11 protein-coding genes and 1 pseudogene are annotated in these 13,803 nt (G+C 70.6%); 4 read left to right on the top strand and 8 right to left on the bottom strand.

Annotation, left to right across the window (positions count from 1 at the left end; translation table 11 throughout):
• Positions 1–49: 49 nt before the first annotated feature.
• Positions 50–799 (bottom strand): hypothetical protein, encoded by a 750-nt coding sequence (locus OG338_RS20990; protein WP_405938784.1) that lies wholly within the window; start codon positions 797–799, stop codon positions 50–52.
• A 203-nt stretch (positions 800–1,002) separates the two neighbouring features.
• Here OG338_RS20990 and OG338_RS20985 point away from each other — a divergent pair.
• From OG338_RS20985 to OG338_RS20975, 3 genes and pseudogenes are all read left to right on the top strand, one after another.
• Positions 1,003–2,357 (top strand): annotated as a pseudogene (locus OG338_RS20985) (tetratricopeptide repeat protein).
• 1 nt (position 2,358) lies between these two features.
• Positions 2,359–2,889 (top strand): NUDIX domain-containing protein, encoded by a 531-nt coding sequence (locus OG338_RS20980; protein ID WP_405938783.1) that lies wholly within the window; start codon positions 2,359–2,361, stop codon positions 2,887–2,889.
• A 248-nt stretch (positions 2,890–3,137) separates the two neighbouring features.
• The gene (locus tag OG338_RS20975) at positions 3,138–4,241 is read left to right on the top strand and encodes a hypothetical protein (protein WP_405938782.1); all 1,104 of its coding nucleotides are present in this window, start codon (positions 3,138–3,140) and stop codon (positions 4,239–4,241) included.
• 610 nt (positions 4,242–4,851) lie between these two features.
• On the opposite strand, the gene OG338_RS20970 is transcribed toward OG338_RS20975, so the two are convergent.
• Together OG338_RS20970 and OG338_RS20965 are read right to left on the bottom strand one after the other, a co-directional pair.
• Positions 4,852–5,256, bottom strand: coding sequence for a hypothetical protein (locus OG338_RS20970; RefSeq protein WP_405938781.1), 405 nt, complete (start codon positions 5,254–5,256; stop codon positions 4,852–4,854).
• 364 nt (positions 5,257–5,620) lie between these two features.
• On the bottom strand, positions 5,621–8,407 hold the full coding sequence (locus OG338_RS20965; RefSeq protein ID WP_405940492.1) for a M4 family metallopeptidase: 2,787 nt from the start codon (positions 8,405–8,407) through the stop codon (positions 5,621–5,623).
• Positions 8,408–8,611: 204 nt separating this feature from the next.
• On the opposite strand from OG338_RS20965, the gene OG338_RS20960 reads away from it, so the two are divergent.
• The gene (locus tag OG338_RS20960) at positions 8,612–9,622 is read left to right on the top strand and encodes a LuxR family transcriptional regulator (RefSeq protein ID WP_405938780.1); all 1,011 of its coding nucleotides are present in this window, start codon (positions 8,612–8,614) and stop codon (positions 9,620–9,622) included.
• Between the two features lie 66 nt (positions 9,623–9,688).
• Here OG338_RS20960 and OG338_RS20955 read toward each other — a convergent pair whose 3' ends face one another.
• The 5 genes from OG338_RS20955 to OG338_RS20935 form a co-directional block, all read right to left on the bottom strand.
• Positions 9,689–10,312, bottom strand: coding sequence for a nucleotidyltransferase domain-containing protein (locus OG338_RS20955; protein WP_405938779.1), 624 nt, complete (start codon positions 10,310–10,312; stop codon positions 9,689–9,691).
• A gap of 6 nt (positions 10,313–10,318) precedes the next feature.
• Positions 10,319–11,284 carry an SDR family oxidoreductase gene (locus OG338_RS20950; RefSeq protein WP_405938778.1) on the bottom strand — a complete coding sequence of 322 codons (966 nt, stop codon included), beginning with the start codon at positions 11,282–11,284 and terminating at the stop codon, positions 10,319–10,321.
• Positions 11,281–11,637, bottom strand: a complete 357-nt coding sequence (locus OG338_RS20945) for a DUF952 domain-containing protein (RefSeq protein WP_405938777.1) — start codon at positions 11,635–11,637, stop codon at positions 11,281–11,283. The genes OG338_RS20950 and OG338_RS20945 overlap by 4 nt, the downstream gene beginning before the upstream one ends.
• Positions 11,638–11,717: 80 nt before the next feature.
• On the bottom strand, positions 11,718–12,713 hold the full coding sequence (locus OG338_RS20940; RefSeq protein WP_405940491.1) for an NAD-dependent epimerase/dehydratase family protein: 996 nt from the start codon (positions 12,711–12,713) through the stop codon (positions 11,718–11,720).
• A 122-nt stretch (positions 12,714–12,835) separates the two neighbouring features.
• Positions 12,836–13,780 (bottom strand): LysR family transcriptional regulator, encoded by a 945-nt coding sequence (locus tag OG338_RS20935; protein ID WP_405938776.1) that lies wholly within the window; start codon positions 13,778–13,780, stop codon positions 12,836–12,838.
• Between the last annotated feature and the right edge of the window lie 23 nt (positions 13,781–13,803).

Below are 13,803 nucleotides of genomic sequence, written 5' to 3'. Positions count from 1 at the left end.
GGGCGGGCGCGCGCGAGCTGGCCCGCCCCGGATCCGTACTGGGGCAGGGTTACTCGGCTGCAGTCAGGCGGTGGGCGTAGACCTGCTCGATCCAGCCCGCCTTGAACTCGGCCAGGTCGTCACGGAAGTTGGCCATCGAGGCACCGTAGGGCGCGACGACGCCGCCGGACTGGTCCGGCACGGACTGGCAGCCGTGCACGAGCCGGCCGCCGAGTGCGGCGTGGGCCTTGATGGACTCGATCCGGCGGTGCTCGTTGAACCAGCCGCCGTGGTAGACCTCGTCGAGCATTCCGCCCGTCTCGTCGTCCAGGTCGAAGACGACGGAGGTGGCGGCAGGAAAGAACCAGCACGGGCCGACGTTGGAGATGTGCCCGTCCAGCTCGACCTTGTTGAGCGCCATCAGCGTGGCCGCTTCGCGCAGCATGCGCAGGTGGTCGGCGGTGACCTGCGGGAGGCCGAGGCCGTCCAGGTGTTCCTCGCGGAAGAGGTACGAGTACACCCCGTACGCCGTCGCCAGCACGCGGGCCTCATCGGAGGTGGACTCGCCGTGGCTCTTGATGAAGTCGAGCGCGAGCTGCTCGACCGCGCTCTCGGTCGTCTCGTCCACGTCCAGGAGCTGAGTCTTGACCAGCTCCCAGTCGGCGACGAGCCAGGTGCTGGACTCGAAGCGGAAGAAGTACTCGGCAGGGTCGATGGTGACGCTCCGGCCGTCCACGTGGATGCCGGGCAGGCGGTTCCAGCGCGGGTCGAAGGCGTCGGGCAGCTCGACCGTGATGGTCGCGGTGTCGATGGTGGTCACCGTGTCTCCGTCTCTGATCGTCCGGGCCCGGGGCACAGGAATGCCCGAGCCCGTTAGGGCGTACGGAACTTGGGGGCCGCCCGGCCCGCGATGCCGTGAGTGGGGCGGCTGTCGATAAGTGAACCGCCCGCTACGCAGAGTGGGTACGGTGTGACCGAGGTCAAGCGGTATACACGGTTTACGGATCCGGAGCGGAGGCGATCGTGCCGACACCGACCAGCGCCAACTCCCGCCTGCGCGACACGATCAACGCGGCCGGGTGCACGTACGACGCGCTCGCCAAGGACGTACGCCGCATCGCCGCCGAGAACGGCGAACTGCTCCAGACCAACAAGTCGGCCATCTCCCACTGGGTGGGCGGTGCCCGCACGCCGACCGGCCAGACAGGCCAGTACCTCGCCGAAGCCCTCTCACGGCGGCTGGGCCGCGTCGTCACCCGAACCGAGCTCGGCCTCCACTCACCCGACACGGAGTCGCCACCAGACACCGACCCCGTCACCGCAGTCACCGGCCTCGCCCGCGCAGACGTCGAACGCAGCCGCTTCCTCGCCATCGCCGCCTTCACCACGGCCAGCGTGGCCATGCCGCTCCTGCACGACCACGAAGCCACCTCGCGGATGCTCCGCGCCCGCACCGCCCGCTCCCTCGTCGGCAGCGACGACATCGACGTCGTACGACAGATCACGGCAGCCTTCAGCGCCGCCGACGAACGCCTCGGCGGCGGCCACGGCCTGACCACAGTCACCGCCTACCTCGCCGACACGGCAGCCCCATACTGCGCTGCCGCTTCCCCACAGAAGCCTTACGCCAGGCCGCCTTCGGCGCCGTCGCCGAACTCGCCTACCTCGCAGGGTGGAAGCACCACGACCTCGGACACGAAGGCGCTGCCCAGCGCTATTACCAGGTCGGCTACCAGCTCGCCTGCGAAGCCGACCCCCACGGCCATGCCGCCTGGATGATGCGCGCCCTCGCCCACCAGTCCCTCAGCCTTAAGCAACCCCACCACTGCGTGGACCTCGTCAAAGGCGCCCTCGCCCGCGGCCTCGGCCACGTGGACGGTCAGACGGAAGCGCTCCTCCACATCACGCACGCCCGCGCCTACGCAGCCGTAGGCAAGAACCCATTGGCCGCCCGCGCTCTCCTCGCCGCCGAAGACGCCCTCCTGCGCGAGGACGGACCCCAGCCCAGCTTCTCCCGCGTCAGCGGCCCCGCCGCCGGCACCGTGGCCAGCCATACCGCCCGCACCTTGACCGACCTCGCCGACCACATCGGAACGGAACAGCAGCACCGCGACGCGCTCACCCGCTGGGACCCGGAGAAGTACAAGCGCGTCCACGCCCTCACCCACGCCGACCTCGGCGACAGCCTCGCCGCCCAGGCCCGAGCCGACGAAGCAGTCGCCGCCTGGACCCAGGCCCTGGTCCTCATGGAAGGCATGACCTCCGACCGCACCCGCAAGGCCATCACCTCAATCCGCTCCACGCTCGCGATCTACCAGCGCCGCCGCGTCCCCGGCGCCGCCGATCTCGCCCGCCGAGCCCGCGAGGCCCTCGCCTAACATGCCCAACAACCCGCCCGACGAAGGGAACCCCGTGGCCCAGCAGACCGACAACCGTCCCCCGGCCCTCAAGCCGGCGCTCGAATCGATGACGCTGCTGGTCGCGGCCGTCATCGTCCACGACAAGGCCACCAACCGCGTCGTCCTACTCCAGCGCAGCAAGAACGCCAAGTTCGCCCAGGGGATGTGGGACCTGCCCGTCGGCAAGAGCGAACCGGGCGAGCCCATCACCGAGACGGCAGTCCGCGAGCTCTACGAGGAGACCGGCCTCACGGTGAAGCCCGAGTCCCTTAAGGTCGCGCACATCATTCACGGAGCCTGGGGCGTTGAGTCCCCCAATGGATTCCTCACGGTCGTATTCGCCACCCACGAATGGACCGACGAACCCGAAAACCGCGAACCTCACAAGCACTCCCAGGTCCGCTGGGTCGACGCCGACACCATCCCCGACGCCTTCGTGGGAACAACCTCCAGCGCCCTACACCATTACCTCGCAGATGGCCCGGAAGTCTCTCTCGACGGCTGGGGATAGGGAGCCAAGTTCGTGCACCCGGGTGGAGCTTGAGATAAAAGGTTCAAACTGGAAGTTTCATGAGAGACGGCGACACACAGTGGTACGTCACCGCGCGCTACCCCAGCCCCGCAGTGGCTCAAAACAGTCAGCCGAAACGGCGGATCCACGGTTTGGACACCTGCTCCTCGCAGCCGATTTAGGTTCATCCGCGAACCAACTAGCGGGCAGCCCAACCTGATCAACAAGTATCGCCAAAAGGACCTTGGATGAGCACGAACGCCAGCCTTAAGAACGTTATAGCCACCAAGCTCCTCGAAAGTGACCTCATGTCCTCTCGTCGCTTCCTCGGGAGCATACTTGCAGACCAGGAAAACTCGGTCATTCCGGCCTTCTGTATGAATAACTACCTCTCGCTCTTCATCTACGAGTCGCATAGGACCCTAAAGGTCATCGACCCGCAGCGAGCGGCGCTCTTGGCTTACAGCAACGAAGCCGTGATTGAGAAAGCGCGACACAGCGTCAAGCTGTTCGATGGATCCAAGGTTGGCCACTCTGGCGTCCTCGGTGACTTCACAGCGATCATCTCCGCCGGTCGAGAGAGGTTCCTCAACAACACCTGGTTTCCACCGGCCAGAGTGTTGGAAACCGACCTTGGCGAGTGGCGGTACCGAGGTCGGCTAGTAACGACAACCCAGGTGGCCAGTTTCTTCATGGGCATCCCCACTATTGCTACGTCCGACATCCCTGCCATCGGCCGCGCTTTCATGACCGTGGCCGAGTCCCAAGCGCGCTATGTGGACCAGGCAACCGAGTTACTGCCGTGGCACGGACCGTCGTTCATGACCACCATGAAATTCGGAGAGCTCAAGAGCAGGGACCGGCGGTCTGAGCGATACTTCAAGCGCCTCTTCGATCCGGCCCTATCAGATGAGCTAACGGCTTCACTATCCGCATTTCAATGCTCGCTTAACTTTCTCGACGTAATGCTGTCAGCTGACCAGACAGCTGCTTCGGCAGAAACCATGCTCAAACTCAGGTTCATCACGCTTTACCACGTGCTCTCAAGTCTCACTGAACTTAAGGTCGAGTACGGCAGCAAACTGAACAGCAGGTCCCTGGTCCTCTTGAACGCCATTCTGAGTCATAAGTCGAGCGCCACTATCATGCACGCAGAGGGGCGAGGCTTCCGTAACACGCTCGTTCACTACACCCCCGAGGAACGGGTTGCACCCCGGCTGTCTTTGAGCTTGCCGTATTACGGGCTGGTCGAGGAATATTACCCGGCGCACGACTTCGCCACGCTGGGCCAAGAGCTCTGTGAGCACACGACGCGTTTGGCAATGCTTCTCGATGAGTGGGAGCGAAATTAAGCGCACCGTGAAGATATGCGCCTGCTCAGGAGACGGGGCTCCATGCCTACCTCCTGGAACCGACGACTGCGGCCTTTGCCGGATCACATCCATCGCTCCCGGTGTCGGCTCTACGCTGCGTCATGCTATTGATCGCTGAGACGCAAGCGAGGGCTCTCGGCCCAGTCCGCACACAGTCCGCAAGACACCCGATCAGGACCGTCGCACCCCGTCACCAGCCATCAGTAAAAGGCCAGGCCAGTGGCCTACCGGGAAGATCCCCGCAGGTCGCCGCCCCGCCCCATTACTAGGAGACCAAGAAGGCTTGATCTCCCGGCCCTGTCCCGGAGGGGTACGACCGCCGAGCGGTCGTACCCCTCCGGGCATTTCGGAACTGCGGTGAGGAAGAAACTGTTTGGACGTGTTCGTGTGTGCCGAGTGCGGCACGGAGCTGACGGCACCGGTGGCCCGGGGCGTCCTCCCGGTCCCGTCGCGGACCTGCTGGGCCACGCCGTCGACCACTACCTTCCCGGCGGGCCGGTGGCCCGGTCCGGGGGGAGGCCCGGCCCCGCCCCGACGTCCTCCTCCCGTCCCGCCGGTCCTGAGCCCAGCACGGGGCGATCCGTGCCGTTCACGGCGTGCGGCCGTTCCTGTGGTGGTCGCGGATGGCCAGGGCGATGCAGAGGGCCGTGATGGCGATGCACGCGTAGATCAGGGGGTTGGCGAAGGGCGGGACGAAGCTGTAGCTGCGGCCGTCGTTCCAGTGGCAGGTGGCGGTCAGTGGGAAGGAGCTCTGCTCGAACCAGTCCGCGTCGCGCGGCGGACGGACCGCTTCGTGGCCGCACATCTTGGCGAAGTCCACGAAAGCAACGAACCAGAGGAGGCCGGTCGCGTAGACGAGCACCGAGGCGGCCGTCGAGAAGAGCGCGGCGGCCGGTCGGCGGCTTCCGCGGCGCCACAGGGTGACTCCATGCCCGACCAGGACGACGGGGGCGAACAGGGCCACGAGGATCACAGTGGCGATGAAAGTCAGCATGGCGTCTCCCGGCAGCGGCCCTGTGCGCTCCGAACCCGCACCCCCGCGAGGCTACGCCGGCGGGCGTGAGCATGACGTCGCCGGTGCGGGGGTGCTCTTCGACGGGGAGCGCAACGGGTTCCGGCACCCCGGCCGGCCGCAGAGGCCGACCGCACCGGCCGGTCGGGCAGCCTCCACGCGCACGCGGCCGTCGGCTTCTGGTCGTACCTCGTGGAGGGCGGACCGGGGATCGACGCCCTGTGCGGCCCACCGGCGGAGGCGATTGGCGAGGAGGCGCCGCGCCTGCTCCGGAATCCGGCCTGAAACCCGAGCGGCCGGGCCCCCGCCGACAGGGGCCCGGCCGCGCGGGTTTCACGGAGTCAGGTCAGCACTTGCCCGCCGGGCGGTCGCGCTTGACCAGGTTGGTGTAGCCGGTGGTGCCGTCCAGCCACAGGACGCGGGTGCCCTCGTCGGCGGTGCCGAACGCCTGCTCGCCGCGGTTGCAGGACATGCGCTGCGGGCCGCCCTTGCCGTCGGGCGCGACCTGATACAGCTTCATCAGCGTGTCGTTGGCCCACCAGGTGGCCGGCATGGCGGTCGAGATGCTGACCGCGTCGTCCGAGGCCGTCAGCGAGTAGGCGTAGAGGGAGCCTTCGCCCGCCTCCGGGGTGACGGTGACCGGGTTCGTACCGTCGAGGTTCGCGCGGCGCACCGCGGCCTGGCCGTTGTCGGTGGCGTCGTCGTCCTCGATCCAGAAGACGCCGTCGTCGGTGATCGCGGTCTGGCCGATGCCCATGACACCGTCGGCGACGGGCATCTGCTTCTTGGCACCGGTGGCGGCGTCGAAGACCTCGACGCCGACCTGCATGTCGCCGTTGGCGTCGGGGTACACCCTGGCGTAGGCGATCTTCCCGTCCTTGATGGAGGCCAGGCCCGAGACATTGGCGGGACGGCCGTCGTCGACCAGGCCGATCTTGCCGGTCTTCATGTTGACGTACCGGACGTTCGTCACCCCGAACTGCGGGTTGACGGCGGTGTACGCGACATAGTCGCCGTCCACGACGAGGCCGGAGACGTTGCTGCCGATGGAGTCGACCACCTTGGCGAGGCCGCCCTTGACCGGCCGCGCCATGATGTTGACGCCGGTGGCGCTGTAGTCCGCCCAGACCACGGTCGTGCCGTCAGTCGTCGCGTAGACGTTGTAGTCACCGTTGTTGGGGCTCACCAGCTGCGGCCGGCCCTTGCCGGAGGTGTTGCCCAGCCACACCGAGTACGGCTCGCTGCCCTCCTCGTTGGAGCGCGAGACTGCGTACTTGCCGCCGCCGGCGCCGACCCCGGTGCTGTAGATGTTGACCTTGGAGATGATGGTGTCGGTGTCGATGCCGAGCGCCTTCTCCCACCCGGGCGTGATGCCGTGCGCGTCGAACGAGCGCTTGACGGTCTTCAGCTGGGCCTTGGTGGCGCCCAGCTCCTTCGCGGCCGCGATGACCGCGGCGCGGCCCTCGGTGAAGCCGTCCAGGGGGGTCATGTACGCGGAGAGCGCGCGGTAGACGATCTGGTCGGCGAACTCGGGGGCGAGGTCCTGGCGCATGTCCCAGAGCGCGCCGGAGAAGATCGTGGAGTTGAGGTGGACGCCGCCGTTGTCACCGCCGTAGGTGACGCCGATGAAGTTCTTCGACGTGGTGGCGCCGTCGTTCAGGTCGCGCAGGGCGCACTCGCGCGGGCTCAGCGTCGTGCACAGGTCCTCGCCGAGGAGCCCGGCGTCCGGGTCGTCCATCGACTGGCCGTTGGCCTCCAGGTCGATGGCGTTGCCGAAGTAGTCGGCCAGGGCCTCGTTCATGGCGCCGGACTGGCCCGCGTACACCAGGTTCGCGGTGTGCTGGACGACACCGTGCGTCATCTCGTGCCCGACGACGTCGGTGTCGGCGGAGAAGGTGCGGTAGTCGCCGCCGCCCTGCCCGTACACCATCTTGGTGCCGTCCCAGAAGGCGTTGTTGTACGGCATGCCGTTGTTGACGACCCCGACCAGGGAGTAGATGAAGCCGTCCTTGCCGTCCAGGCTGTCCCGGTCGAAGTGGTTCTTGTAGTAGTCGTACACCTTGCCGGCGGCCCAGTGGGCGTCCACGGCGCCGGATTCGGTGTAGTCCTCGCCCAGCTCCGGGGTGGCGGGACGGAAGGTCTGGATGCCGCTGGGCCAGACGCCGGAGGCGCTGGACGCCTCCTTGCCGCGGGCGTCGTACGTGGCGATCATCGGGCCCTCGTACGGGGAATCCGCGGCCCGCTTGCTGTAGTCGATCATCTGGAGGCCACCCTTGGTGTCCTGGTACAGATTGATGTCGACTTTCCGGCCGTTGTAACGGACGCCGCTGCCCTTGACGACGAGCTGGTCGGCGGCGGTCGAGGCGTCGGCGGGGGCGGCCGCGCCCTGGACGGAGCCGCCGCCGGAGGTCGTCGCGCCGAAGGTCTGGATGCCGCTGTACTGCATGACCGGGAAGCCGGAGTGCGCGTCGATGTACACCTCCTGCTGGACCGGCGAGCCGTCGGCCGGGTTGGTGCCCGTGACGGTGATGTGCCGGGTGAGCACGCCGGTGCCCTGCGGGAGGATCGTCACGGCGCCGGCGGTGCCGGTGAAGCCGGCCTCGGCGGGGGCGCGCAGGAGGCCACGGTCGTACCGCGCGGTGACCGCGCCGACCGCGCGTTCGATCGCGGTCTTCTCGGAGACCTCCGGGGCGACCGTGTCCAGCTTCAGCCTGGTGAAGTAGTTGCCGGAGGTGCCGGTGACGGCGCGCTTGCCGTCCTTCCTGGTCATCCGGACGACGTACTGGCCGCCGAGGACCTCGACGCCCTTGTACTTCTGCTGGAGGCGGACCGTCTCCCCGCCGCCCTTCTCGGTGGTGGTCCCGACGGAGGTCAGGTCCTTCGCCGAGGTGTCCGCGATGTGGTAGCGGCCCTTCCTGGCCCTGAGGTGGCCCCGGGCGGCGTCGGCCGCGCTGCCGGTGGCGGCGACCTCCTCGTGCAGGCCGGTCACGAGCGAGGGGGTGTCGGTCTCGCCGCCGGGCGTGGTGTCGGAGGCGGCGGGGGCGGCCGCCGCGGTGTCGGCGTGCGCTGCCGGTACGGCGGTGGCCATCAGGCCCGCCGTGGCCAGCAGCGCGGCTATGCCCTGGCCGACCATGACGCCGGTGCGGCGTCCCCGGGAGCCGGCTGCTCGTCTGCGTACTGAAGTCCGCACGGTGTTCCTCCGGTTGCCACAAAGGCGTGAACGGTTATCGGATGCCGACATGGAAGACCCGGAGCGGGGTGGGAACAATGCGTTCCACCAGCACACTTCTGTACGTGGACACTTGTGTGGCCTGCATGCGGCGGCGAAGATCAGCGGGTGAAATGGGCTGATCTGGACGAACAGTGGCGGGCCCTCGGGCTCGGGGCGGACGAACTCCGGGTGTACGAGGCGCTGTTGAACACCCCCGGCAACGCCACCCGGGCAGCCCTCGCCCAGGCCGTCGCCCTCTCGCCCCGGCAGCTCCGCAACGCGCTGGACCGCCTCGCCGAGCGCGGCTTCACCCGCCCCGCCCGGGGCGCCGGGCTGCCGGTCCCGGACGCCCCGGCCACCGCGCTGCGCAATCTCATCCATCTGCACCAGGCGGAACTGCTGCGGCGCGAGGCGGAACTGGAGGAGCTGACCGGCTCCGTGGACCGGATCGCCGCACAGCTCATGTCCGCCTCGCACACCCCGCGCACCCTGGGAATCGAGACGCTGCGGGGGCGTAAGGCGATCGCCGAGCGGGTCACCTCGCTGGTGGTGTCCGCGACCGAGGAGGTGGCCCTGCTGGACCGGCCCCCGTACGCCGCGAGCGAGCCGGACGGCATGCCCGAACCGATCGACATGGCCGAGCCGGTCCGGCGCGGAGTACGCGTGCGGGCCGTGGTCGACCGGGAGGGGCTGAGCTTCCACGGGCGGGCGCGCGGGCTGAACGTGCTGGCCGCGGAGGGGGTGCAGATCCGGCTCGGCATGGCCCTGCCGACGAAGCTGATCACCGTCGACCGCCGGATGACGCTGCTGCCGCCGACCGACGCGGCCGACCCCACCGCCACCGCCCTGGTGGTCAGCGACGCGCTGCTGAGCAACGCGCTGGTGCCGCTGTTCGAGGCGGTGTGGGAGCGGGCCGTCCCGATCGGCTCGGTCGACAACAGCCAGGTCACGGACGAGGACCGGGAGCTGCTGACGATGCTGTCCTCCGGCCTGAAGGACGAGGCGATAGCCCGCCGGCTGGATGTGCACGTCCACACGGTCCGCCGGCGCATCAGCCGCCTGATGCGGGAACTGAGGGCGGAGACCCGCTTCCAGGCCGGCGTACAGGCGGCTTCGCGTGGCTGGCTGACGCTGTGAACCCGCCCGGTTTGATACGGCGAAGGCGGGGCGCGTACGTGGGGTGAGCGGCGGGGTGCGCCCGTCTCACCCCGCGAGTGCCGCCCGCAGCCGGGCCGCCCATGGGTGGTCCGCGCCCTCGGTCAGCGTGATCGTCTCGGCCAGCCAGGCGCGTCCGTGGTCGTCCAGGACCGGCAGCGCCGCCTCGAAGTCCCGCTCGTCCTTGGGCCTCCGGGACCTGGACTTGTAGAGGAGCTGGATCTCCGGCGCGAGGTAGCGGACGCCGTCCGGCGAGACCCGGCCCAGCCGCTCCAGCGGGAGGCGGACCCGGGGGTCGCGGCGGAACACCCAGTCGTCGCCGTCCGTGTCGTCCAGCATGAACTGCAACCGCCACGGCTCGTCCGGCCCCGGCCGGCACCAGATGTCGTGGACACCGGCGGGCAGCGTCTCGCCGGGGCGCCAGGGCCTCAGCGTGCCGGGCGGATCGGCGGCCCACCACTCCCAGCCGGCCAGGACCCGCTGCGCCTCCGCCTGGTCGCGGCGCAGCAGGAGCACGTCGATGTCCCCGTGCTCCCGGTAGGCGCGGCCCACCGCCAGCTCGACCGCGTACCCGCCGGCGATCCACCACGGGGCGCGCAGCGGGGCGAGCAGGCGGACGGCGTCGGCGAGCGGCGGCGGGTCCCAGACGCCCCAGGGGGTTTCCGTGCGCACGGCGGGTCAGCCCTGCTTCAGGAGGTGGCGGTAGCTGTCGGGGTGCTCGCGCAGATAGGTGGCCAGGTCCGTGGCGGGGCGGCCGGTCAGTGTCGGGACGGCGTCCGAGACGGTGGCCATCTCGCCGGCCGCGATGGCCTCGTACGAGGTGACCCAGCCGGCCACCTCCCAGTCCTGGGCCCCGTATCCCGCCCGTGAGGCGTACGCCTCCTCGCGGGTCTCCGGCACATAGCTGACGGTCCGTCCGGTGACCCGGCTCAGCTCCTCCGCCGCCTCGGCCAGCGTGAACGCCTCGGGGCCGGTCAGGTCGTAGGTGCGGCCGTCGTGCGAGGGGCCGGTCGGGTCGGTGTCCGCGAGGAGCACGGCGGTCGCGGCGTCGGCGATGTCCTCGTGGGCGACGGCGGCGACCCGGCCGTCCCCGGCGGGGCCGCGCAGCACACCGTCGGCGCCGGTCATCGCGGGGAGCCCGGCGAGATACCAGCTGTCGCGCAGGAAGGTGTGCCGGACGTCGGCGGTCCGGATGTGCGCCTCGGTGTGCCAGTGGTCCCGGGCGAAGGTGAACGTGGCGTCGGGGGCGGCGCCCAGGAAGGAGACGTACACGATGCGTTCGACGCCGGCCGCGACCGCCGCGTCCACCGCCGTCGTGTGCTCCCGGACCCGGTCCGGGCTCTCGTGCGCCGAGACGAGGAACAGGGTGTGCGCCCCGGCCAGGGCGCGCCGCATGGCCTCGCCGTCGCCGTAGGGCGCGGGCGGTGCGAGGTCGGCGCCGGGGATCGCGGGCAGCCGGGAGGGGTCGCGGCCGAGCAGCCGGACGGGGACGCCGGCCCGGGCCAGCCGGGTCGCGACGCGGCCGCCGAGCGCGCCGCTCGCCCCGGTGACGGCGGTGGGGGGACCGCTGGTGACGGGCCCGGATGCGGGTTCGGATGCGGGGTCGGTGGCGGGGTCGGTGGCGGGGTCGGTGGCGGGGCTCATGCGGGGGTGCCCTCCTCGGACGGCCAGGGGCGCACCTCGACGACCGCGTCGACGGGAAGCGGTCCGTAGATGTGCGGGAACTCCTCGCCGCCGGGCGCGACCGCCTCGTACCGCAGGGGCGCGGTGAGCCGTGCGGGATCGATGACGAGGACCACGAGCTCCTGGCCGGCGGCTCCGGCCCGGCTCTCCGCTCCGTACAACAGCTCGGCCACACCGGGCAGCTGGTGGGGCAACGAACAGTGGATGAAGCCCTCTTCGTGCAGGGTGCGGCCGCGGGTGGACATCTCGTACGTCCCGATCCCGCGCGCCGCCTCCCAGAGGGGTGCTTCGGTGAGGTGCAGCAGTTCGGCCATGGGCCGAGGCTAACGCCGTGACGGGGCTCGGGCCGGACCCTGTGGATAACCCCTCGCCGCGTCGGCGCGGCGGCCCGCTCTCAGCCTGCCAGAAGCTTCGCCTCCGTTTCCGGGGCGAGGCCCACGGCGGGGCGGTCGGGGCGCTGCGGAGCCGTACCGCCCAGCTCGCGCAGCCAGGCCCAGGTGTCCGCGACGGTCTCCTGGACCGGGCGGCAGCGCAGTCCGGCCGCGTGGGCGCGTCCGACGTCACCCTGGTGGAGGGCGTCGTACGTCTCGCCCGGCGGCAGCCACACCGGCAGGCCGGTCCACGGCTCGACGCCCGCCGCGAGAATCTTCTCCGCCGGGGTCCAGCGCAGTTCGGCGTCCGAGCCGGTGGCGCGCACGCAGGCGTCGAGGAGTCCGCCCATGGTGGTGTGCCCGGGCCGGCTGACCAGGTTGTACGGGCCGTGCAGCCCGTGCCCCGCCGCGTCGAGCACCCAGTCGGCGAGGTCGCGGACGTCGATGTACTGGAGGTCCGTGTCCGGGGTGCCGGGGGCCAGGACCGGGCCGCCGCGGGCGATCCGGTTCAGCCACCAGGGCAGCCGGCCGATGTTCTCCCAGGGGCCGAGGATCAGGCCCGCCCTGGCCAGGAGCGCCCGGTCACCGAAGGCGTCCTGGGCGGCCAGTTCGCCGCCGCGCTTGGCCAGGGCGTACGACTGGTCGTCACCGGCGTCCGGCGAGGCGCCCGGCACCACGGGGCCGTCCTCGGTGAGGCCCGCCGGGGTCGGGAAGTCGTAGACGGAACGGCTGGAAATGTACGTGTAGCGGGCGGCCCGGGCGGAGAGCAGCCGGGCGGCGTCGCGCACCGCCGAGGGCGCGCCGCTCCAGGTGTCGACCACCAGGTCCCAGGTGGGGCCTTCGGCATCCGGGGCCCCGGCGAGCGCGGCCAGGCCGTTGCCGGCGGTGCGGTCGCCGATGATCTCGGCGGTGCCGGGCGGGGGCGCGTGGTGGCCCCGGTGGAAGACCGTGACCTGCCAGCCGCGCCCGAGGGCGGCTTCGGTCACGGCCCGGCCGACGAACTGCGTACCGCCCAGCATCAGAAGCCTCATGTCCCCGACTCTGCCCTGTCGCGGCCCGGTCCGGAACGGCCCACGCTCTCGGCTGAATCGCCCGGAAGCGGGAACTTCCCGGGCAGGCCGCCGGGCCGGGGCCCCCGGGCTCAGGAGCGGGCCAGCGGGCTGCGGTTGCGCAGCAGCCACTGGTGGTATCCGGCCACCCGGCGCGCCGCATCCCGGTAGGCCGCCTCCAGTTCCGCGTACACCGCCGTCATGTCCGCGCCGGGCCGGGAGACCAGCAGCAGCCGGACCCCGAGCGGGTCGTCGCGCAGCGGGCGGATCGCCATGTCGTCGCGGGGGCCGGAGGTCGGCTGGCAGGGGGCGACCGCCTCACCGAGGACGACGAGAGAGGCGGCGGTGAGATAGTCGCCGTGGAGCATGACGGGCGCCAGCCCGGCCTCGCTGAACATCCGGCGCAGCCCGTCCCATTCGCCGTCCACCGTGGGATCGACCATCCAGCGGTCGGCGGCCAGGTCCGCCAGGTCGACCACGGGCAGCGCGGCGGCCGGGTGGTCGCGGGCCATGGAGACGAACTGTGGTTCGCGGTCCACCAGGACCCGCTGTTCCAGCCCGTCCGGGACGGTGAGCGGGCAGCCCTCCACCTCGTGCACGAAGGCCACGTCGAGCCGGCCCGCGTCGACCGCGCGGAGCAGGGCGTGGGCGGAGACGTCGACCCGCAGCGAGATGTCGGTCCCGGGCAGCCTCAGCCGCAGGCGGCGCAGCCAGCCTCCGATGACCCGGCTGGCGGTGCAGCCGATGCGCAGCCGGGGCCCTTCGACGGCCGCGGCCTCCGCCTTCGCGTCGCTGACCAGGGCGCTCATGCCGTCGACCAGAGGGCGGGCGCGGCTGAGGACGGCGCGGCCGAGGAGGGTGGGGCGGCAGCCGGTGCGTTCTCGGCTGAAGAGTTCGGCGCCGAGCGCGTTCTCGATCCGGCGCAGCTGGGTGGTGAGCGCGGGCTGGCTCACGCCCAGGGTGCGGGCCGCCCGGTGCAGGCTGCCGGCGTCGGCGATGGCGCACAGCGCCCTGAGGTGTCTCACCTCAAGCTCCATGGTGCCGAGGTTAGGGCGGCGGG

The sequence above is a fragment of the Streptomyces sp. NBC_00726 genome (assembly GCF_045161735.1).
GTDB lineage: Bacteria > Actinomycetota > Actinomycetes > Streptomycetales > Streptomycetaceae > Streptomyces.
Note: the sequence above shows the minus strand (reverse complement) of the source record. Positions and strands in the feature narration are given on the sequence as shown.

Bases quoted from the DNA above. Each gene is read 5' to 3' on its own strand.
- OG338_RS20935 (WP_405938776.1), bottom strand. From the start codon at position 13,780: ATGGAGCTTGAGGTGAGACACCTCAGGGCGCTGTGCGCCATCGCCGAC.
- OG338_RS20950 (WP_405938778.1), bottom strand. From the start codon at position 11,284: ATGAGCCCCGCCACCGACCCCGCCACCGACCCCGCCACCGACCCCGCA.
- OG338_RS20975 (WP_405938782.1), top strand. From the start codon at position 3,138: ATGAGCACGAACGCCAGCCTTAAGAACGTTATAGCCACCAAGCTCCTC.
- OG338_RS20940 (WP_405940491.1), bottom strand. From the start codon at position 12,713: ATGCTGGGCGGTACGCAGTTCGTCGGCCGGGCCGTGACCGAAGCCGCC.
- OG338_RS20965 (WP_405940492.1), bottom strand. From the start codon at position 8,407: ATGGTCGGCCAGGGCATAGCCGCGCTGCTGGCCACGGCGGGCCTGATG.
- OG338_RS20980 (WP_405938783.1), top strand. From the start codon at position 2,359: ATGCCCAACAACCCGCCCGACGAAGGGAACCCCGTGGCCCAGCAGACC.
- OG338_RS20970 (WP_405938781.1), bottom strand. From the start codon at position 5,256: ATGCTGACTTTCATCGCCACTGTGATCCTCGTGGCCCTGTTCGCCCCC.
- OG338_RS20945 (WP_405938777.1), bottom strand. From the start codon at position 11,637: ATGGCCGAACTGCTGCACCTCACCGAAGCACCCCTCTGGGAGGCGGCG.